We start from the raw sequence: 19,150 nt of genomic DNA, 5'->3' as shown, positions 1-19,150 counted from the left end.
CTGTGCAGACTGTAGTCCCTTGAATGTAAGCCGTAAGGAGATAGGTATGCTGATTCTGACTCGCCGGTGCGCCGAAAGTCTGATCATTGGTGATGGTGAAATCACCGTGACCGTGCTCGGTGTCAAAGGCAATCAAGTACGCATTGGGGTCAATGCGCCCAAGGAAGTGGCCGTTCACCGCGAAGAGATTTACCTGCGTATAAAGAAAGAGAAGGACGAAGAACCAAGCCATTAATTTTTATTGAATTTTTGGTTTGCAAACGGGGAAAAGGGTGGTTATTATACGCCCCGTGTTGCGGAGAGCTGGCCGAGTGGCCGAAGGCGCTCCCCTGCTAAGGGAGTACACCTCAAAAGGGTGTCGGGGGTTCGAATCCCCCGTTCTCCGCCATTATTTGCGTAGTACGTTGTAATCTGGCTTGATCGGTAAGTTGTTGAATTTACTAGAGATAGTGCTTGACCAAGAGATTTGACGGCCTATAATGCGCGGCAACAAATGCACTCGTAGCTCAGCTGGATAGAGTACTCGGCTACGAACCGAGCGGTCACAGGTTCGAATCCTGTCGAGTGCACCATTTAAGCGTTGTTTGTAGTGATACGAATAACAGTCTTAAGTTAGAAAGAGCCTGGCTTCAACAGGTCTTCGGAAGCACCACTCACTTCCAGAAGTAAAACGCAACGGCCAGAGGTGAACTGGTTTAAAAAGCGCCATCTGCACTCGTAGCTCAGCTGGATAGAGTACTCGGCTACGAACCGAGCGGTCACAGGTTCGAATCCTGTCGAGTGCACCATAAAACGAAAAGCCCGCATGAAAATGCGGGCTTTTTGCTTTCTAGCGTTTGCCTTTTACGCAGCCGTGTTCATCGAATGACACCTGTCTGCTGCGTCCCTTCTTTTCGTCATACACATACCGCACTTCAGCGTTACGGCTGATGATCTTGTCCGGTCGACCCAGCAAGCTTTCCACGTCGCGTTTGGTCATCCCCGTTGGTGTCTGCTGATTGATGATCGCCTTGCGGCGCTGCTCCGCACTCAGGATATTTCCGCAACCGTCGTCGCGCTGACCCACAACCACCACTTCCCGGCTTTTTCGATCTTGCGGCGTGTCCACTTTTGAAGCGGGGGGAGGGGGCGCAACGCTCATGCCCGATGCTGGGTTGATACCCTGTGGCGTTGTGGCTTGCCCGCTGGGGCAACTCAGTGTGGTGAAGGTCACGCTGCCGCTTTGATCCTGGCAGCGATTGACCGTGGTGGCGCCTGCGCCGAGTGGCAAAAACAGCAGCAGGGTGATGAAGAGCTTTTCAGTGTTCAGCGGCATCGCAACGTCCTCCCTGACCAATGTCCGGCAAGGGTAGCGATGAGGATTTCTCACGGCGAGCGGGTTTTGTTCACCGGATATGACGGGGTGATATCAGTGACTCGGACAGCGGTTAACGTTGTGTTGCAACCGATTGTTTCACGTTGAATTTTTAGCCTCCCGTCACGGCAGGCGGTGTATGATTGCGCCCGTCAGCCCCGCCGGGGCTTGTGGACTACCTCCATGGACTTACCCAGTAGCAACTCAACACTAAGTTTCACCAATCAAGAATCGACTGATTGATCTTCTGGCGGGTTCCACTGCTGGGAGTGGAGTTCGCCTATGACCCAAATCGAAGTAAAAAAGACGCAGGAAAGCCTTCAGGATCGTCTCGCCCAAGTCATCGACTTGCTGCAACGTCAGCGCATCGTCGAAGACCTGACACACCGTCAGGAAGGCCAGCACCAGGATCGTGTCGAGAACCTCGTTCATCGGCAGAATCTCGTCGAGCTGCAGCGTAAGCTCGATGACCTGCACTCCGCCGACGTTGCCTACATCCTGGAAGCACTTCCCCTCGAAGACCGTCTGACGGTCTGGCAGCTGGTGAAGGCCGAGCGTGACGGCGATATCCTTCTCGAAGTGTCCGACTCCGTTCGGGAAACCCTGATCGCCGACATGGACGATCACGAGCTTCTCGCTGCCGCCAAGGAAATGGACGCCGACGAGCTGGCCGACCTCGCGCCAGAGCTGCCGCGCGATGTTGTCCATGAGCTGATGGAGGCGCTGGACAGCCAGCAGCGCGAGCGCGTGCGTTCTGCCCTGTCCTACGACGAGGATCAGGTCGGGGCTCTGATGGACTTCGAGATGGTGACCATCCGTGAGGATGTCAGCCTGGAAGTCGTTCTGCGTTATCTGCGCCGTCTGAAAGAGCTGCCCGGTCATACCGACAAACTGTTCGTGGTTGACTCCGATGGCGTGCTCAAGGGCGTGCTGCCCATCAAGCGTCTGCTGGTCAACGACCCCGAGAAGCAGGTGTCAGACGTCATGGCCAATGACCCGGTGAGCTTCCATCCTGATGGCGATGCGTATGAAGCCGCCCAGGCATTTGAACGTTACGACTTGATTTCTTCCCCTGTGGTCGACAAGAACGGCAAGCTGATCGGCCGTCTGACCATCGATGAAATGGTCGACCTCATCCGTGAGGAGAGCGAGACCGAAGTGCTCAACATGGCGGGTCTGCGGGAGGAAGAAGACATCTTCGCCTCCGTCTGGCGTTCACTGCGCAACCGCTGGTCCTGGCTGGCCGTCAACCTGATTACCGCCTTTCTCGCCTCGCGGGTGATCGGTCTGTTCGAAGGCTCCATCGAGAAGCTGGTGGCGCTCGCGGCGCTGATGCCGATCGTGGCAGGGATTGGGGGCAACTCCGGCAACCAGACCATCACCATGATCGTTCGGGCGATGGCCCTTGATCAGGTCAGCACCGGCAACACCTCACGCCTAATGCGCAAGGAGCTGGGTGTCGCGCTCATCAACGGTCTGGTGTGGGGCGGGGTGATAGGGATCGTCGCTTATCTGCTGTACCACAGCTGGTCCCTTGGGGTGGTGATGACCGTCGCCATGACATTGAATCTGCTGTTGGCAGCGTTGATGGGCGTGCTGATCCCGATGACCCTGGCCCGGTTCGGTCGCGATCCGGCGATGGGCGCCAGTGTGATGATCACGGCCATGACCGACAGTGGCGGGTTCTTTATCTTTCTCGGATTGGCGACCGTGTTTTTGCTCTAACCACACGCTTCAATCAAAACCGCCTTCAGGGCGGTTTTTTTATGTGCGCGAAACCTTTTAATGCGTCGGAAACAATGAAGTCATTAGATTTCAGGCACAAAAAAGCCAGCAGAGCGCTGGCTTTCAAGTCTCTGGTTTAAACGACTTATTCGTCGTCGTTTGCCAGGCTAGTGTCATGTGCAATCAGGGAAACCAGCGCGTTCTGTTGGCGGTGAGCCAACTGACGGAACCGCTGCAGCAGCTCGCGTTCGTGAAGCGAAAGCTCCGGGCTGTCCAGACGCAGACTTGGCTCATCACCCAGCGCGCCTTCTTGAATCAGACTCTGCTCAATACGTGCAATGATTTCCGAGTTCATGCTGCGGTGGTGCTGTTTGGCGACGTCCGCAATACGCTCGCGCATGCCTTCCGGTAGACGAACTACGAACTTGTCAGCGGTGCGACTGGAATAATTGGCCTGTTTCATAGGGCTCATATATTTAACCGAATTAGTTCAAAGAGAGAGGCGGTTCTTGCATTAGGCCGCAGATGTCATGCTCTGACTGTCTTTTGGACGAAATGTTCAACCAACCCGCAGAAAGGATCGCCATCCTGCATCAATGCGTCGAATCCTTGGCGTCAAATGTGTGACAAATATTGAACTAGATAAAGGCTTTTAGCCAGCACCAATTATCCGAAATGCGTTCTGGTTTGCAAACTGGAAAGCTGATCACCCTTACGGTGCTGGGCAAGCGCCGTGATGGCTATCTGTCCTCAGCGTAGTGGGAGAGTGAGAATAATACGAGGAGGGACTCAACAAAGAGACGAAGGGTCTGTTGCGGCATCGCCGCTCTGGCTTGAGCCCAGCTGCCGGAAAGGCGGCGGATGACGTGTGCCCGGCCAGCAAGGAGACATCAAGGCGCTGGCGAAGGGCTGACAAGGCTCAGGGCTTGGCCTGGCGCAAGACTGGATCGAACTTGATGCGGCGTCCCACGAACAGCGCTGCCACGAACAGGCTGACAAAAATCCCTGCAGCTGCTTTCGCCAGGGTACTTATGGTTTCCATTGACGGAACCAGCAGTTGGTCTGCGGCGAGGGCCATCAGGGCCAGGATCAGGAACGAAATTGCTGCTTTGGACATGGCTGCTCTCTAATGGGGTGCTCTATGACGAAGGGCGCGTCGGAGCCGATGCAGTGGCTGATCAGCAACTGCCGATCAAAACACCCAGCGTTCCGAGCGAGTAACCGGCACGGCTTCTTCATTCTCGTGGGCCAGAATGGCTTCTGTGCCCTGACTTGTCATGGCTGCAAACCGTGGCGTCTGTTGCATCAGGTGATGAGGCTGAGCCTGAACGGCGACGCTCTCTGATTTCACGGCCTCTGACTTGCTGCCATCATCCTGGAAGTGGAAGGCGACCAATGCGACAAGCGCGGCAGCGTTGAGCAGGGACAGTGTCATGTTCATCTCGGGTACCTTCGCGGGGGACGGTGTTCAGAGGAGTGGTTCGCGAATAAGAATAGTGCAGTCTGCATGCCAACCTTGAAAGCAAATAAATCTTATATAAATCAATAGCATAAACAGGATTTTGCGGATTGTAGGGTTGCGTTTTGCAATACGGACGATGGCCGTCGTTGCATTCTGCACGATAGCGCTATGATGTGACCGGCAGGCAGCGTCTTACAGATCCCGTTGATAATGACGACATGACAAGCCAGCGCCTTGTCGTTAAGATGCACGCCGTCTGTTTTGGTGTCCTCTTAGTTCAACGGATAGAACGAGCCCCTCCTAAGGGCTAGATGCAGGTTCGATTCCTGCAGGGGACATATCTGATTCACCAGTATTCGCCAGAACACCACGCCTTCCCTGTCACACGTCTCGGCCGTCCGGCCAGTCAGCCCAATCTGTCGTTCATGCCTGCGTGCTCGCTTGAGTGTGCTGATCCGCGTACCAACGATTGCGACCATTATTTTTCGCGTAGTAAAGATAAGCATCCGCCGCCTTGATCATGCCGGCAGGCGTGGTGTCTTCCAGCGCAGGGAATCTGGCCGTGACGCCCGCGCTTGCGGTGACAATCTGCTCAGGATGATCGGCGTGCTCCAGCGCGAGCGCCCTGATGGCCTGCAAGATGTCCTCTGCGAGCCGGCCCGCGCCGTGGATGTCGGTGTCCGGAAGCAGCACCGTGAATTCCTCGCCACCGTAGCGAACGGCGAGGTCCGCAGGCCGTTTCAACACGCCGCTGATGGCCTGGGCGACCTGCTGGAGACAGTCGTCACCTGCCGCATGGCCGTAGCGGTCGTTCAAGCGCTTGAAGTAATCGATGTCGAGCATGATCAACGCGAGCGGGTAGCGCTGCCGTTTTGCGCGGCCGATCTCGCTGTTGAGCGCCATGTCGAGGCGCCGCCGGTTGCCCAGTCTGGTCAGGCTGTCCGTCAAAGCCATGTCTCTGACTGCCTGATGGGCGAGGCGAATCTCGCTCTCCATGGCCATGCGGCCGCGCAACTGGGTGAGCACGATGAAGGCAAATCCGATAAACCCGGCGATCAGGACCAACAGCACGAGTCCGGACTTGAGCAGGTCGCGACGCCACGGCCCGACGAAGGATTCTCTCGACAGCCCTGCTTCGACCACCAGCGGATAACTCGACAGCGCACGAAAGGCGTACAACCGGTACGTGCCGTCAACGACGGCTTTGACTTGCGCGACACCTTCGTTGGCGGTCGGCAGATAGCGTTTGAAGATCTCGCTGTCGGCCAGGCTTTGTCCCACCACGGAATCCATGAACGGGCGCCTGACCAGGATAGTGCCGTCACGCATCGCCAGCACCAGCGCGCCGCGATCATCAATCTTGAAGTCGCCGTAATAATCCATGAAGTAGCTGAGCTTGATGGTCCCCAGCAGCACGCCCGCGAACGAGCCGTCAGCGTTATTCAGCCGTCGGGAGACCGGGATGATCAGCTCGCCGTTGGATCGGCTTTTGACCACATTGCTGATGCGCACGCGGTGATCGGTGTGGGTGCGGTGATAGTTGAAGTAGTCCCGATCGGCGTTATTTGCGGTGTCCGGGGTCACGTCCTTGTCCGTGGCGATCCATCGTCCGTCGGCGCCATAAATGAACAGCCCGTGGAGCTGAGGCATGAGCCTCGATTGCTGCACCATCAGTGCATGGATGCGCGGGACATCGATGTTGGCCAAGCCATCGCCCTCGACCCGCTCGCCCAGGGTGTACGTGAGGATGTCGACCTGCCGGATGGCGTCCTCTGCGTGCTGCGCCGTGGCACGCGCCAGATTGGTGACCGAGTCCCGGGCGAAGGCGTAGGCGTGGTTGTAATCGCGCCAGGCGCGCCACCCCTCGACCGAGATGAACGTCAGCAGCACCAGAATCATGAACGCAAGGGTGAGGCGAAAGACGGCCGTGTTCCGTCCCGGGCCCAGATCCAATAGATCGAAGGCGCCTGACGGCGGTGGATGCTGTTCGCCTCCTGGCATGCTCATTGACCTCCTGTAGACATGTCAGCTGTGGATGCTGCCGACCGCGTTGATCAGCGCGCCCCCCATTTCTTCCGCCCACAGCTGCGCGCTCGACCTCCGGCCCGGCAGCACCGGCTCGCCTTCCTCACCGTAGCCGACAGGCAACGTTGAGTAGCGACCGAGCACCGACGCCATGTAGTCCGGACCTGACGGGTTTGTGTGAATCACGATCAATACGGCGGCGGCGAAATCTGCCGGCAGTCCGGCGAGGAGGATACGCAGGGCTTGCTTCGCACCTTGCGAGCCTCCGATGACGACAACGTTCCTCAGCACTTCAGTGTTCTGAGCGTCCATTGCTTTTCTCCCTGTTGGCTCTAGAGGGTGGACACAACGCAACCGCTTGCCGTTCATTTTCACGTCATCAGCGCTGATGAATGCCATCACGCGCGTCGGGCGGCCGTCGGGCTGATCAACGGGCAATAAAAAAGCCACGAGACGCATAGTCTCGTGGCTTTCGTGAACAGACGCATCGGAATCGACGCGACCGGTCAGGCGTTGTTACAGCGCCATGTCGCTGGCTGGCTTGCTTTCAGCAGGCTTGCCCGGCGCGACAGTGCTGGTGCCGACGCTCTGATCGAGCACAGGCGGTTTGCCCAGTTGCAGCACTTCGGCGGTGTAGTTCCACTCTTGCTGAACAGCGGCTGGCGAGTCATTCAGCTTGGTGCCATAGCTCGGCACGATCTGATGGATCTTGGCTTGCCACTCTGGCGTCGCGACCTGGGTCTTGAACAGTTTTTCCAGAACGTTGAGCATGATCGGTGCAGCGGTCGACGCGCCTGGCGATGCGCCCAGCAGGGCAGCAATGGTGCCGTCCTGAGAGGAAACGACTTCGGTGCCCAGTTTCAGGACGCCACCCTTGTCCGCGTCACGCTTGATGATCTGCACGCGCTGACCGGCTTGCCACAGGCGCCAGTCTTCTTTCCTGGCGTGCGGGAAGTATTCCTGCAGCGCCTTGAAGCGGTCGTCATCAGACAGCATCAACTGACCGGCGAGGTACTCGACCAGCGGATACTGCTCGATGCCAACCTTGGTCATTGGCCAGAAGTTTTGGGTGGTCATGCTGCTGAACAAGTCCAGGTACGAACCTTCTTTCAGGAACTTGGTGGAGAAGGTGGCGAACGGGCCAAACAGGATCACCCTCTTACCGTCCAGCACACGCGTGTCCAGGTGCGGAACCGACATGGGCGGCGCGCCGGTGGAGGCGATGCCGTAGGCCTTGGCCATGTGCTGCATGGCAACGGTCGGGTTCTCGGTCACCAGGAACGAGCCGCCAACCGGGAAGCCAGCGTATTCCTGAGCCTCGGGAACGCCGGATTTCTGCAGCAGCTTCAATGCGCCGCCGCCTGCACCGATGAACAGGAACTTGGCGTCAGTAGCGGTGGTGGTGCCGTCTTTCAGGTTCTTGTATTCAACGTGCCACGAGCCGTCGTCGTTGCGGGTGATGTCGTTCACTTCGCTGGACAGCTTCAAATCGAAGTTCGGGCGGGTCTGCAGGTACGACACGTACTGACGGGTGACTTCACCCCAGTTGACGTCGGTGCCGATTGGCGTCCAGGTGGTCGCCAGCTTCTGCGAAGGATCACGGCCTTCCATCATCAGCGGGACCCACTTGGCGATCTGCGCCGGGTCTTCGGAGTACTGCATCGGGCGGAACAGGGGGCTGGCTTGCAGCGCGTCATAACGCTTTTTCAGGAATTTGATGTTGTCATCGCCCCACACAAAACTCATGTGCGGTGTGGTGTTGATGAACGAAGGCGGGTTCTTCAGGACGCTCTGGCGGACCTGCCAGGACAGGAACTGACGGGTGACCTGGAAGGCTTCGTTGATCTCGATGGCTTTGGAGATGTTGACCTTGCCGTCTTTGTCTTCAGGCGTGTAGTTCAGCTCGGCGAGGCCGGAGTGACCGGTACCGGCGTTGTTCCAGCCGTTGGAGCTTTCTTCGGCGACGGCGTCCAGGCGCTCGACCATTTCCATCGACCAGCTCGGCTCGAGTTCATTGAGCCAGACGCCCAGGGTCGAACTCATGATGCCGCCGCCGATCAGCAGTACATCGACTTTCTTGCTTTCTGCGGCGTGGGCTTGCAGGAAGGTGGCCGAAATCGCAAGGCCCAGTAGAGCCGTGCTCGTTTTCTTGAACATCGAATCATCCAATAGATAGAAAGTTATCCGCCTGCAGCATTCGTCGCGCAACGTCCTGCAGTGCCGGGCGCCAGCGTGCGGCGCGAACGTCAGACAGGCTTCGCTCTCGGAAAACGAGGAGGAAGGGTCAAGAGGCCAGTGAAAAGGTCGGCCTCGTGTTCTATGTCCCTCGGTGCTGTGCTTTTTATTCGATCATTGGAATCAGCAGCTTGAGTAAACATCATCTGCCGCAGGACCTGGTCATCAGGTCCATCCCCTGCGGCGGGCGGGGATTGTACCCGAAATGTCATTTTCGACAAATCGGGTGGCAAACTAGTCAATACGCCATTTTGTCTCAGGGTGGCGATTGGCTGGCCGGGGGCCGGAACGCCGCGCCGGTTACAGCGTGAATTTGCCCACCATGGAGTGGAAGGAAACGGCCAGCCGCGACAGCGCCTGACTCGACGCGCTGGTCTGATTCGCCCCCGCTGCGGTTTGGGTCGACAGGTCCTGGATGTTCACCAGATTGCGGTCCACCTCACGGGCCACTTGTGCCTGTTCTTCTGCCGCGCTGGCGATCACCAGGTTGCGTTCGTTCATCTGGCTGACGCCTTCGCTGATGCGTTCCAGTGCGTGGCCGGCTTCGGTGGCCAAGGATTGGGTATGCACGGCGATCGCCTGACTCTTGCCCATGGCCTGCACGGCTTCGTCGGCGCCATTGCGCACCTTGGTGATCATCGATTCGATTTCGCCGGTGGAGGTTTGAGTGCGGTGGGCGAGGGCACGTACTTCGTCCGCCACCACCGCAAAGCCCCGGCCCTGCTCGCCGGCGCGGGCCGCTTCGATGGCGGCGTTGAGCGCCAGCAGGTTGGTCTGCTCGGCGATCCCGCGGATCACGTCGAGCACTTTGGTGATGTCGCGGATCTGTCCGGCCAGCGCTTCGACGCGGTGGGTCGATTCGGTGATTTCCACGGTCATGGTGTTCATTGCGGTGACAGCCTGCTGCACTTGTTGCTGGCCCTTGATGGCGTCTTCGGAAGTCTGCGCCGATACCTGCGAAGCGCTTGCAGCGTTGCGCGCCACTTCTTCCACTGCGGCGGTCATCTCGTTGACGGCCGTTGCGGCTTGCTGAATTTCATCGTTCTGACGCATCAGCCCGCGTGTGCTGTCGTCGGTCACCATGGTCAGTTCTTCAGCCGCGGCCGCCAGTTGATCCGACGCGGTTGCGATCTGCTGAACGGTGCCCTTGAGGCTGCCCTGCATGTTGGACAGCGCCTTGAGCAATTGCCCGGTTTCGTCCTGGCCGCCGACCTGGATGGCCTGACTCAGATCACCGTCCGCCACCCGGGTGGCGCTTGCCACCGATTGATAGATCGGCCGGGTGATCATTCGTGTGACGATCAGCCCCAACGCAATGGCGCACACCACCGCTATCAGCGAACCGATGATCAGAACCCACGTCACCTGAGTGTCGGTTTCAATCCCGGCCTGTGCCTGTTCGTTGGCCTGGCGCATGTTGGATTCGATCATGAGTTTCAGTTCGCCCATGGTCTTGCGATAGCTGGGCGTCACGCTGGTGGCAGCCAATTTGCTGGCTTGCTCGAGGTCGCCGCTCTGCGCCACAGACAGCGCATTGAGGGCGGCGCTGATATAAGCGGCCCAGTCGCGTTCGAAGTCATCGCCTGCGGCTTTTTCATCCGCATCGAGCGGCGTGGCGCGGTAAGTCTTGAAGTCCGTCTCGGCCTGGGCCTGGTTTTCTTTCAGTGACTGGATTGCCGCGTTGATGTCGTCCGGGTTGGCCTTGAGCGCGCTCAGTCCGATGGCCTTGAAAAAGTCGCGGTTGGTGGCGATGACGTTAGCCTTCACCGAATCGACTTTGGCGATCGATACCAGATTGTCGCTCACCGTGTTTTCAAACAGATCGTACAGCCGCGAGATACCGCTCTGCCCCAGCACACCCACTACCACGGTGATCAGCGCACACAGGCAGAAAGCCGAAAGGAGCTTGGTCTTCAATTTCAGGTCGGTCAGCCAGGACATGGGGTGCACTCGGAGGGAATGGGGTTGCGGCTGTTGGGCACGCGTTGCATGACTGGATATCGGCGGAGCGACCAAGGACTTTACCCCTTCGCTCGGGCGGTGATGGGGTCGCAGCGTGCCGGGGCAGAGTGTCGGGCGAGGTTTTTCCATCGCGTTTTGCCTAAGTTTTGTTTTGGCGCCGCCGATAACTCGGACAAGCGGCGTCATGTCGCAACTCTATTGGCCCTCTCTGCCCGGACCCTGGGAACGAGACCGCCGCCCTTGCAAGTGCCTCAAGGCCGACTATTTATCCGGTGACAGGAATCTCGATGCTGGCGTGGAACCAAAAAACCTTTCTGATCGTCGACGATTTTTCCGACTTCCGCAGTTCGGTCCGCTCGATGCTGCGCGAGTTGAGCGTCAAGGCGGTGGACACTGCCGACACCGGCGAGGAGGCGCTGAAGATGTGCGCGCAGAAGCGCTACGACTTCATCCTCCACGACTTCAATCTGGGCGACGGCAAGAAGAATGGTCAGCAGGTGCTCGAAGACCTGATGACCGATCGACTGATCAGCCACGAAAGCGTGTTCGTCATGGTCACCGCCGAAAACAGCCAGGCGATGGTGATGAGCGCGCTGGAATGGGAGCCGGATGCGTACCTGACCAAGCCGTTCAACCGTGCGAGCCTGGCTCAGCGTCTGGAGAAGATCGTCCAGCGCAAGACCCTGCTCAAGCCGATCCTGCAAGCGCTCGACCGCAGCAACCCGACCGAAGTGCTGGCCGCCTGCGTCGCGCTGACTAAACAGGACCCCCGCTTTGCGCCGCTGTGCCTGCGCTATAAAGCCGATGCACTGCGTGACCTCAATCAGCACGAGCCGCTGGAAGTCTTTCTCAAGTCGATCCTCGCCGACCGCCCGCAACCCTGGGCGTACGTGGCGTTGGGCAAGCTGCTGTTCAAGCGCGGGCGCAATGCCGAAGCGCAGACCGTGTACGAAGAAGCGATTCGCGCCTTCAATGCCATGCCGGTGCTGTACGACGGGCTCGCCGATGTATTGGTGGCCAGCGGCGATAACAAGCGTGCGCAAAAGATGTTGGAAGAGGCGGTGCGGTTATCGCCGTACGCCGTGCGCCGTCAGCGTCTGCTGGGCAAGCTGGCGCTGGAAAATGAGGACTTCGATGGCGCTTCGAAGGCGTATCGTCAGGCCGTTTCCCAAGGCCAGTTTTCACGCTTCAAGGACCCGGAAACCAACCTGGGTTTCGCTCAGGCATTGATCAGCCGTGGCGGCGAGCGCGGCCTGGATGCGCGCGCCCGCGTGGAGATCAACCAGACCCTGACCGAAGTGGCCAAGGAAAACGGAAACGATGCCGGCCTGCAAGTGCGCGCGCGCCTGATGAAAGCCACCAGCGTCGCATCTTCCGATCCGGAAATGGCCGCCAAGCTGACCGAGCAGGCGATGGAACGGCTTGAGGGCATGGAGCAGTTTCTCAGCGCCGACGCGGCACTGGCGGTGGCCTCGCAGCTCAAGTTGCTCGGTCAGGAAAACGCCGGCGCGGGCATTCTGAAAAGCTGTGCCGAAATCTACGGCGACGATCCGCTGGTCATGCAGAACATCGCCAGGCAGACCGACGATCCCGAGATTCTCGGCGCCGGCAAGGCGGCCATCGATTTCAACATTCAGGGCATTCGCTGCTACCGCGCCGGCAAGCTCGGCGAAGCGCAGGACCTGTTCCGCCAGGGTCTGGCCCTGCAACCGAAAAACATCAGTATCGCGCTGAACATGGCGCAGTCGCTGCTGCACATGGGCGTTCAGAATCTCGACGCGGCGAGCCTGGCGGAATGCCAGAACAGTCTCAAGATGGTGGGCAAGATGCCGGAGACCGACCCGCGCTTCGAGCGTTTCCAGAAACTGCGACTCAGGGCTTTCGGCGAATGAAAGATCAGGATCTCGGGCTCGACTTTTCCATGGTGATTGCTTCCACCGTCCATGACATGAAGAACGCGCTGGGGTCGTTGATCCTGGCCCACAGCCAGTGGGTCAAGCAGCTTCCCGAGGCCTATCGTGGCACGCCGGATCAGGGCGTTATCGATTACGAGTTCGCCCATCTCAACGGCATGCTGGTGCAGCTGCTGGGGCTGTACAAGCTGGGCGTGAACCAGCTGCCGTTGCGCCCGGATTATCACGAGCTGGATGACTTCATCGAAGCGCAACTGGCCTTCCATCAGGAAGTGCTCGTCAGTCGGGGCATTACGGCTCGCTACGCGGTGGATGATTTCGGTCTGCCGGGCTTCTTCGATCGCGAGCTGGTGGGCTCGGTGGTGTCCAACGTGGTCATCAACGCCATTCGGTTTGCGCGCAGTGAGGTGTTGATTACGGCAGGGCAGGTCGGTGAGCAACTGGTGATCAGCATCAACGACGACGGCCCGGGGTTTCCCGCGCGGATGATCGAGGAGCAGACCGACTACGTGCTGGGCATCAACCAGAACAGTGGCAGCACCGGCCTGGGTTTATATTTCGCGGCGAACATCGCAAAACAGCATCAGCGCAAAGGCATCCCCGGCCACATCGAAATCGCCAACGGCGGCGCCTTGGGCGGCGGGTTGTTCAGTATTTATCTGCCCTGAGATTGAGGGCGCTTTGCCGAGATCAACAGCGGATCAAAGGCTTCCCGGCTAAAGCCGGTCCCACGGGATGCATGCGTCGTTTCGTGGAGCTGAGATTGAGGGCGCTTTGCCGAGATCAACAGCGGATCAAAGGCTTCCCGGCTAAAGCCGGTCCCACGGGATGCAAGCGTCGTTTCGTGGAGCTGAGATTGAGGGCGCTTTGCCGAGATCAACAGCGGATCAAAGGCTTCCCGGCTGAAGCCGGTCCTACGAAATGAACGCGACGTGTTCGTAGAGCTACAACTTCACGCCTTGCCCCAGCACCACATTCAGCGCGTTGCGCGCATCGTCCAGTTGCACCAGCGTGGCGTGATGGGCGCCCAGCGCATCGCGGTTTTCGATGGCAGTGAGGATGGCGCGGTGGCGGGGCAATGCCAGTTCGTGCAGGTTCGGGCGTTTGTTGGAATGCTTCAACGCCTCGCGCAGTGCCAGCGACAGCATATTGCACAAGTGCGCGAGCAAATCGTTGTGGGTGGCGTCGGCGATGCGGCTGTGGAAATCGAGGTCCGGTTGCAGCACGTCTTCAACGGTGGGCGCGGCGGCCATACGGTCGTAGGCTTCGCCGATGGCGATGAGGTCTTCGGGGGTCGCGTGTTGCGCAGCGAGGGCGGCGGCGGCCGGTTCGATGATGCTGCGAACGCTGGTGAGCAGGGCGAAAAACTCATTTTGCGGCGAGCTTTGCATCAGCCAGTGCAGCACGTCCGGATCAAGAATGTGCCATTCGCGGCGCGGCTTGACCACTGTGCCCACCCGCGGCCGGGAATACACCAGACCTTTGGCGACCAACACCCGCGTGGCTTCGCGCAGCACCGGACGACTGACGGCATATTCTTCACACAGCAGGGCTTCGGCGGGGAGTTTGTCATCAGGCTTGAAGCGGCCCGAGACAATCTGCATGCCGATGTCCTGGACAATGCGCGAGTGCATGCTTTTACGGTCGGAGGGCTTACGGTAATCCATGGGGCGCGGGGCGATCCTGAGCGGTGAATGCGGCGCATCATAGCATTGGCGACAAAGCGGAAGGGTGGACTCTACCTCCACCTGTAGGAGCGTGGCTTGTCCCGCGATCTGGCGCGAAGCGGCAGCAAAATCACGTGCCCCGGCGCGTCAATTGGATCGGGCGCGTCGGGTTGCTGCCGGTGCCCGGCAGATCGCGGGACATGCCACGCTCCTACAGGGGCGTGGCGCCTTCAATCAATGGCTCTCAATCAATGGCTCTCAATCAATGAGAATGCCGTGGCACTTCAGAGCCGCGCATGCCGACCAGGAAGTCGAAGTCGCAACCCTGATCCGCCTGCATCACATGATCGATGTACAGCTGACGGTATCCGCCGATTAGCAACTGTGGCGGCGCTTGCCAATCGGCCAGACGCGCGGCCAGTTCCGCTTCCGGAATATCAAGGTGCAAGCGGCCGGTCGCGCAATCCAGTTCGATGAAATCACCTTCCTGCACCACCGCCAGCGGACCCCCGGCAGCGGCCTCGGGTGCGACGTGCAAAACCACCGTGCCGTACGCCGTGCCGCTCATGCGCGCGTCGGAAATCCGCACCATGTCGGTCACGCCTTGAGCCAGCAGCTTGGCCGGCAGACCCATGTTGCCGACTTCGGCCATGCCCGGATAACCCTTCGGCCCGCAGTTCTTCATCACCAGAATGCTGCTTGCGTCGACGTCCAGGTCCGGATCGTTGATGCGCGCCTTGTACATGTCGAAGTTCTCGAACACCACGGCGCGACCCCGGTGCTTCATCAGCGCAGGCGTGGCGGCGGACGGCTTGAGCACCGCGCCCAACGGCGCAAGGTTGCCGCGCAGCACGCAGATGCCGCCATCGGCCACCAGCGGATTGTCGATGGCGCGAATCACTTCATCGTCGCCATAGATCGGCGAATTCTGCACGTTTTCCCACAGCGTCTTGCCGTTCGCGGTCAAGGCGTCGGGATGGGGAATCAGGTTGTTCTCGCCCAGACGACGCAACACGGCAGGCAGGCCGCCGGCGTAGTAAAACTCTTCCATCAGGAAACGCCCGGAAGGCTGCAGGTCCACCAGTGTTGGCGTGCCCCGACCGATGCGGGTCCAGTCGTCCAGCTCAAGGTCCACGCCGATACGACCGGCGATGGCCTTGAGGTGGATCACCGCGTTGGTCGAACCGCCGATGGCGGCGTTGACGCGGATGGCGTTTTCAAACGCTTCGCGGGTCAGGATCTTCGACAGACGCAGGTCTTCGTTGACCATCTGCACAGCCCGCATGCCTGACATATGCGCCAGTACATAACGGCGAGAGTCGACCGCAGGAATCGCCGCGTTGTGGGGCAGGGAGGTGCCCAGCGCTTCGGCCATGCACGCCATCGTCGACGCGGTGCCCATGGTGTTGCAGGTACCGGCCGAGCGCGACATGCCCGATTCGGCGGAAAGGAATTCATCCAGGCTGATCTGCCCGGCTTTATAGGATTCGTGCATCTGCCAGACGATGGTGCCGGCGCCGATGTCTTTGCCTTTGTGTTTACCGTTGAGCATCGGCCCGCCGGTGACGACGATGGCCGGGATGTCACAGCTGGCAGCGCCCATCAACAAGGCAGGGGTGGTCTTGTCGCAACCGGTCAGCAGCACCACGCCGTCGATGGGGTTGCCGCGAATCGCTTCTTCAACGTCCATGCTCGCCAGGTTGCGGGTCAGCATGGCAGTCGGGCGCAGGTTCGATTCGCCGTTGGAGAAGACCGGGAATTCAACCGGGAAACCACCGGCTTCGATCACGCCGCGTTTGACGTGTTCGGCGATGGTGCGGAAGTGGGCGTTGCAGGGGGTGAGTTCGGACCAGGTGTTGCAGATGCCGATGATCGGCTTGCCCTGGAACTGGTGGTCGGCGATGCCTTGGTTCTTCATCCAGCTGCGGTACATGAAGCCGTTCTTGTCGGCGGTACCGAACCACTGGGCGGAGCGCAGCGTGGGTTTCTTATTGGAATCAGACATAAATCAGCACTCTTATTGTAGGGCTTTATTTGTAAGACTAAAGGCTGCAGGTGCCGACTAAAATAGGCCGAAAATGTCGCGAGTGGAAGAGTTGTGGTCTTAAATAGTAATACTATATAGTCGATCTCAACCGAGGGACGACCCTGCCGGCTTCATCCGCAGCAATGCGCACACGAAGGCAGAGGCGATCCCCGCAGGCTCCATAACAAAAACAATGAGGACCGCATCCATGAGCCAGGAACTCAGGCTTATTCGTCGCATCACCCTGAAACTCATTCCCTTCCTGATCCTGCTGTACCTGATCGCCTATGTGGACCGTTCCGCCGTCGGCTTCGCCAAGCTGCACATGGGCGCGGACGTGGGCATCGGTGACGCGGCCTATGGCATGGGCGCCGGCCTGTTCTTCATCGGCTACTTCCTGTTGGAAATCCCCAGCAACCTGATGCTCGAACGCTTCGGCGCGCGGCGCTGGTTCGCGCGAATCATGGTCACCTGGGGCGTCATCACCATGGGCATGGCCTTCATTCAGGGCCCGACCAGCTTCTATGTCATGCGCTTCTTGCTCGGCGCCGCCGAAGCAGGGTTCTTCCCGGGCGTTCTGTACTACATCACCCAATGGTTTCCGGTCCGCCATCGCGGCAAGATCCTCGGCCTGTTCATCCTTTCCCAACCCATCGCGATGATGATCACCGGCCCGATTTCCGGCGGTTTGCTGGGCATGGAAGGGGTGGCCGGTCTGCACGGCTGGCAGTGGCTGTTCCTGTGCATCGGCGCGCCGGCGATTCTGCTGACCCTGCCGGTATTGCGCTGGCTGCCTGACGGCCCGAAAGACGTGAAATGGATGGACCCGGTCGAGAAACAATGGCTCGCCGGCGAGCTGAAAAAGGACCTGGAAGAATACGGCCAGACCCGCCACGGCAATCCGTTGCATGCGCTCAAGGACAAACGCGTTCTCCTGCTGGCGCTGTTCTATCTCCCTGTGACCCTGAGCATTTATGGCCTCGGCCTGTGGTTGCCGACGCTGATCAAACAGTTTGGCGGCAGTGACCTGACGACGGGCTTCATCTCTGCCGTGCCGTACATCTTTGGCATCGTCGGGTTGTTGATCGTGCCGCGCAGCTCTGACCGGCTCAATGACCGCTATGGCCACTTGGCGGTGCTGTATGTGATCGGCGCCATTGGTTTGTTCCTCAGCGCGTACCTGACGGTGCCTGTGTTGCAACTGGCGGCGCTCTCACTGGTGGCGTTCTCGCTGTTTTCCTGCACGGCAGTGTTTTGGACCTTGCCCGGTCGTTTCTTCGCCGGCGCCAGTGCGGCGGCGGGCATTGCGCTGATCAACTCGGTGGGCAATCTGGGCGGTTACATCGGCCCCTTCGTCATCGGCTGGCTGAAAGAACTGACCGGTAATCTGGCCAGCGGCTTGTACTTCCTCTCGGGCGTGATGATCTGCGGTTTGATCCTGACCGGCGTGGTCTACCGTGTTCTGGAACGCAAGCACGCCTTGCCCGAATCGAAATTTGCCGCCAGCGCGCGGAGCAAAGCCTGACACAAATCCCCTGTAGGAGCGCGCTTGCCCGCGATGGCGGTGTGTCAGACATGAAGATGTTTCAGACAGATCGCTATCGCGGGCAAGCGCGCTCCTACATGGGGCGTGGAAATCTGGACACTGATACAAAACCTGTAGGCGCGAATTCATTCGCGAAGCGCCGGTACTGACACCGCGCTGGTTCATCGCCAACACGTTGGCGCCTACGGAGTCTTCGAAAATTCAAACAGGAGAATCCCATGCATTTAGTACAGTTCGAGCTGGGCAATGGCCAGCGTCGGGTCGGTCTGGTGGACGGCCCGCTGGTGCGCGAAATCCAGGGCGCGACCAGCACCCGTGATCTGGCCCTGGCGGCCATCGACAAGAAGATCTCCCTCGCCGAGCAGGTCGACAGCCTGGGCCTGGGTGATAACCACGATTACTCGCAGCTGCGCGCCGATCTGATGATTCTGCCGCCGCTGGACCATCCGGATCCCGCCCACTTGCTGGTCAGCGGTACTGGTCTGACCCATCTGGGCAGCGCGTCGGCGCGGGACAAAATGCATCAGCAGGGGAATGACGAAGCGGGCATGACCGACACCATGCGCATCTTCAAATGGGGCCTGGAAGGCGGCAAGCCGGCGGCCGGTCAGCCAGGCGTGCAGCCGGAGTGGTTCTACAAAGGCGACGGCAGCATCGTCATTCGTCCGGGCGAGTCGTTCCCGCAGCCCCCATTCTCCGAAGACGCCGGCGAAGAGCCCGAGCTGAGCGGCCTCTACGTGATCGGTCACGACGGCAAGCCTTACCGTTTGGGTTTCGCCATCGGCAACGAATTCTCCGATCACATCATGGAGCGCAAGAACTACCTGTACCTCGCCCATTCCAAACTGCGCGCCTGCTCGTTCGGCCCGGAGCTGCGGGTTGGCGATCTGCCGCAGAACCTCGCGGGCACCAGCCGCATCCACCGCGACGGCCAGGTGTTGTGGGAGAAGGAGTTCCTGAGCGGCGAGGCCAACATGTGCCACAGCCTGGAAAACCTTGAGTACCACCACTTCAAATATGCCCAGTTCCTGCGGCCGGGGGATGTGCACGTGCATTTCTTCGGCACCGCGACGCTGTCGTTCGCCGATGGCATCAAGACGCAACCGGGGGACAAATTCGAAATCAGCCAGCACGAATTTGGCGCGCCATTGATCAACGGCATTGCCCCGGCCGAGGCCGTTTTCCAGCCGGGTGGCATCAAGCAGCTTTGAAGCATCAGACCCAGCAGGAGCGCG

16 protein-coding genes and 4 tRNA genes are annotated in these 19,150 nt (G+C 59.5%); 10 read left to right on the top strand and 10 right to left on the bottom strand.

Features of this window, described 5'->3' with window-relative positions; genetic code table 11:
* The first annotated feature begins 46 nt into the window (after positions 1-46).
* From csrA to L4G42_RS01095, 4 genes are all read left to right on the top strand, one after another.
* Complete coding sequence (gene csrA, locus L4G42_RS01110) at positions 47-235, top strand: carbon storage regulator CsrA (protein ID WP_002554426.1); 189 nt, start codon at positions 47-49, stop codon at positions 233-235.
* A gap of 62 nt (positions 236-297) precedes the next feature.
* Positions 298-388: transfer RNA gene (locus L4G42_RS01105), tRNA-Ser, on the top strand.
* A 107-nt stretch (positions 389-495) separates the two neighbouring features.
* Positions 496-572, top strand: a tRNA-Arg gene (locus L4G42_RS01100).
* Between the two features lie 139 nt (positions 573-711).
* Positions 712-788: transfer RNA gene (locus L4G42_RS01095), tRNA-Arg, on the top strand.
* Between the two features lie 41 nt (positions 789-829).
* On the opposite strand, the gene L4G42_RS01090 is transcribed toward L4G42_RS01095, so the two are convergent.
* Positions 830-1,315 carry a DUF4124 domain-containing protein gene (locus tag L4G42_RS01090; RefSeq protein ID WP_237250530.1) on the bottom strand — a complete coding sequence of 162 codons (486 nt, stop codon included), beginning with the start codon at positions 1,313-1,315 and terminating at the stop codon, positions 830-832.
* 321 nt (positions 1,316-1,636) lie between these two features.
* Between L4G42_RS01090 and mgtE the strand changes: the two genes are divergently transcribed.
* Positions 1,637-3,079: a magnesium transporter gene (gene mgtE, locus L4G42_RS01085; RefSeq protein ID WP_237250531.1), complete on the top strand. Its 1,443-nt coding sequence runs from the start codon at positions 1,637-1,639 to the stop codon at positions 3,077-3,079.
* A 145-nt stretch (positions 3,080-3,224) separates the two neighbouring features.
* Here the strand turns inward: mgtE and L4G42_RS01080 are convergent, their stop codons facing one another.
* The 3 genes from L4G42_RS01080 to L4G42_RS01070 form a co-directional block, all read right to left on the bottom strand.
* A complete protein-coding gene (locus L4G42_RS01080) occupies positions 3,225-3,551 on the bottom strand; it encodes an Arc family DNA-binding protein (RefSeq protein ID WP_065986187.1) in 327 nt (108 codons plus the stop codon).
* A 447-nt stretch (positions 3,552-3,998) separates the two neighbouring features.
* Positions 3,999-4,196, bottom strand: a complete 198-nt coding sequence (locus L4G42_RS01075; protein ID WP_237250532.1) for a PA3371 family protein — start codon at positions 4,194-4,196, stop codon at positions 3,999-4,001.
* Between the two features lie 75 nt (positions 4,197-4,271).
* Positions 4,272-4,520, bottom strand: a complete 249-nt coding sequence (locus tag L4G42_RS01070; protein ID WP_237250533.1) for a hypothetical protein — start codon at positions 4,518-4,520, stop codon at positions 4,272-4,274.
* Between the two features lie 287 nt (positions 4,521-4,807).
* Between L4G42_RS01070 and L4G42_RS01065 the strand changes: the two genes are divergently transcribed.
* Positions 4,808-4,879, top strand: a tRNA-Arg gene (locus L4G42_RS01065).
* An 85-nt stretch (positions 4,880-4,964) separates the two neighbouring features.
* Here L4G42_RS01065 and L4G42_RS01060 read toward each other — a convergent pair.
* The 4 genes from L4G42_RS01060 to L4G42_RS01045 all read right to left on the bottom strand — a co-directional run bounded on the left by L4G42_RS01060 (position 4,965) and on the right by L4G42_RS01045 (position 10,742).
* The gene (locus tag L4G42_RS01060) at positions 4,965-6,542 is read right to left on the bottom strand and encodes a sensor domain-containing diguanylate cyclase (RefSeq protein WP_419789328.1); all 1,578 of its coding nucleotides are present in this window, start codon (positions 6,540-6,542) and stop codon (positions 4,965-4,967) included.
* Positions 6,543-6,566: 24 nt separating this feature from the next.
* Positions 6,567-7,025: a chemotaxis protein CheB gene (locus L4G42_RS01055; protein ID WP_237250534.1), complete on the bottom strand. Its 459-nt coding sequence runs from the start codon at positions 7,023-7,025 to the stop codon at positions 6,567-6,569.
* Between the two features lie 57 nt (positions 7,026-7,082).
* Positions 7,083-8,723, bottom strand: coding sequence for a malate dehydrogenase (quinone) (gene mqo, locus L4G42_RS01050; RefSeq protein WP_237259122.1), 1,641 nt, complete (start codon positions 8,721-8,723; stop codon positions 7,083-7,085).
* A gap of 378 nt (positions 8,724-9,101) precedes the next feature.
* Complete coding sequence (locus L4G42_RS01045) at positions 9,102-10,742, bottom strand: methyl-accepting chemotaxis protein (RefSeq protein WP_237250536.1); 1,641 nt, start codon at positions 10,740-10,742, stop codon at positions 9,102-9,104.
* 308 nt (positions 10,743-11,050) lie between these two features.
* Here L4G42_RS01045 and L4G42_RS01040 point away from each other — a divergent pair, with 308 nt between their 5' ends.
* Both L4G42_RS01040 and L4G42_RS01035 read left to right on the top strand, forming a co-directional pair.
* Positions 11,051-12,655 (top strand): tetratricopeptide repeat-containing response regulator, encoded by a 1,605-nt coding sequence (locus L4G42_RS01040; RefSeq protein ID WP_237259121.1) that lies wholly within the window; start codon positions 11,051-11,053, stop codon positions 12,653-12,655.
* A complete protein-coding gene (locus L4G42_RS01035) occupies positions 12,652-13,344 on the top strand; it encodes a sensor histidine kinase (RefSeq protein WP_237250538.1) in 693 nt (230 codons plus the stop codon). The genes L4G42_RS01040 and L4G42_RS01035 overlap by 4 nt, the downstream gene beginning before the upstream one ends.
* A 276-nt stretch (positions 13,345-13,620) precedes the next feature.
* Here the strand turns inward: L4G42_RS01035 and L4G42_RS01030 are convergent, their stop codons facing one another.
* Positions 13,621-14,343, bottom strand: coding sequence for a FadR/GntR family transcriptional regulator (locus tag L4G42_RS01030; RefSeq protein WP_237250539.1), 723 nt, complete (start codon positions 14,341-14,343; stop codon positions 13,621-13,623).
* A gap of 262 nt (positions 14,344-14,605) precedes the next feature.
* Positions 14,606-16,348, bottom strand: coding sequence for an IlvD/Edd family dehydratase (locus L4G42_RS01025; protein WP_237250540.1), 1,743 nt, complete (start codon positions 16,346-16,348; stop codon positions 14,606-14,608).
* Positions 16,349-16,577: 229 nt separating this feature from the next.
* Here L4G42_RS01025 and L4G42_RS01020 point away from each other — a divergent pair, with 229 nt between their 5' ends.
* Both L4G42_RS01020 and araD1 read left to right on the top strand, forming a co-directional pair.
* Positions 16,578-17,894 (top strand): MFS transporter, encoded by a 1,317-nt coding sequence (locus L4G42_RS01020; protein ID WP_237250541.1) that lies wholly within the window; start codon positions 16,578-16,580, stop codon positions 17,892-17,894.
* A gap of 239 nt (positions 17,895-18,133) precedes the next feature.
* A complete protein-coding gene (gene araD1 / locus L4G42_RS01015) occupies positions 18,134-19,126 on the top strand; it encodes an AraD1 family protein (RefSeq protein WP_192171021.1) in 993 nt (330 codons plus the stop codon).
* The last annotated feature ends 24 nt before the right edge of the window (positions 19,127-19,150 follow it).

Source organism: Pseudomonas petrae (genome assembly GCF_021728295.1).
Taxonomy (GTDB): Bacteria; Pseudomonadota; Gammaproteobacteria; order Pseudomonadales; family Pseudomonadaceae; genus Aquipseudomonas; species Aquipseudomonas petrae.
This window is presented reverse-complemented; position numbering and strand designations above follow the sequence as displayed.

What these genes read in the sequence shown, in the direction of transcription:
- L4G42_RS01075 (WP_237250532.1), bottom strand. Translation starts at nt 4,196, where the DNA reads ATGTCCAAAGCAGCAATTTCGTTCCTGATCCTGGCCCTGATGGCCCTC.
- L4G42_RS01025 (WP_237250540.1), bottom strand. Translation starts at nt 16,348, where the DNA reads ATGTCTGATTCCAATAAGAAACCCACGCTGCGCTCCGCCCAGTGGTTC.
- mqo (WP_237259122.1), bottom strand. Translation starts at nt 8,723, where the DNA reads ATGTTCAAGAAAACGAGCACGGCTCTACTGGGCCTTGCGATTTCGGCC.
- mgtE (WP_237250531.1), top strand. Translation starts at nt 1,637, where the DNA reads ATGACCCAAATCGAAGTAAAAAAGACGCAGGAAAGCCTTCAGGATCGT.
- L4G42_RS01070 (WP_237250533.1), bottom strand. Translation starts at nt 4,520, where the DNA reads ATGAACATGACACTGTCCCTGCTCAACGCTGCCGCGCTTGTCGCATTG.
- araD1 (WP_192171021.1), top strand. Translation starts at nt 18,134, where the DNA reads ATGCATTTAGTACAGTTCGAGCTGGGCAATGGCCAGCGTCGGGTCGGT.
- L4G42_RS01040 (WP_237259121.1), top strand. Translation starts at nt 11,051, where the DNA reads ATGCTGGCGTGGAACCAAAAAACCTTTCTGATCGTCGACGATTTTTCC.
- L4G42_RS01055 (WP_237250534.1), bottom strand. Translation starts at nt 7,025, where the DNA reads ATGCGTCTCGTGGCTTTTTTATTGCCCGTTGATCAGCCCGACGGCCGC.
- L4G42_RS01090 (WP_237250530.1), bottom strand. Translation starts at nt 1,315, where the DNA reads ATGCCGCTGAACACTGAAAAGCTCTTCATCACCCTGCTGCTGTTTTTG.
- L4G42_RS01060 (WP_419789328.1), bottom strand. Translation starts at nt 6,542, where the DNA reads ATGCCAGGAGGCGAACAGCATCCACCGCCGTCAGGCGCCTTCGATCTA.
- L4G42_RS01020 (WP_237250541.1), top strand. Translation starts at nt 16,578, where the DNA reads ATGAGCCAGGAACTCAGGCTTATTCGTCGCATCACCCTGAAACTCATT.
- L4G42_RS01035 (WP_237250538.1), top strand. Translation starts at nt 12,652, where the DNA reads ATGAAAGATCAGGATCTCGGGCTCGACTTTTCCATGGTGATTGCTTCC.
- L4G42_RS01080 (WP_065986187.1), bottom strand. Translation starts at nt 3,551, where the DNA reads ATGAGCCCTATGAAACAGGCCAATTATTCCAGTCGCACCGCTGACAAG.
- L4G42_RS01045 (WP_237250536.1), bottom strand. Translation starts at nt 10,742, where the DNA reads ATGTCCTGGCTGACCGACCTGAAATTGAAGACCAAGCTCCTTTCGGCT.
- csrA (WP_002554426.1), top strand. Translation starts at nt 47, where the DNA reads ATGCTGATTCTGACTCGCCGGTGCGCCGAAAGTCTGATCATTGGTGAT.
- L4G42_RS01030 (WP_237250539.1), bottom strand. Translation starts at nt 14,343, where the DNA reads ATGGATTACCGTAAGCCCTCCGACCGTAAAAGCATGCACTCGCGCATT.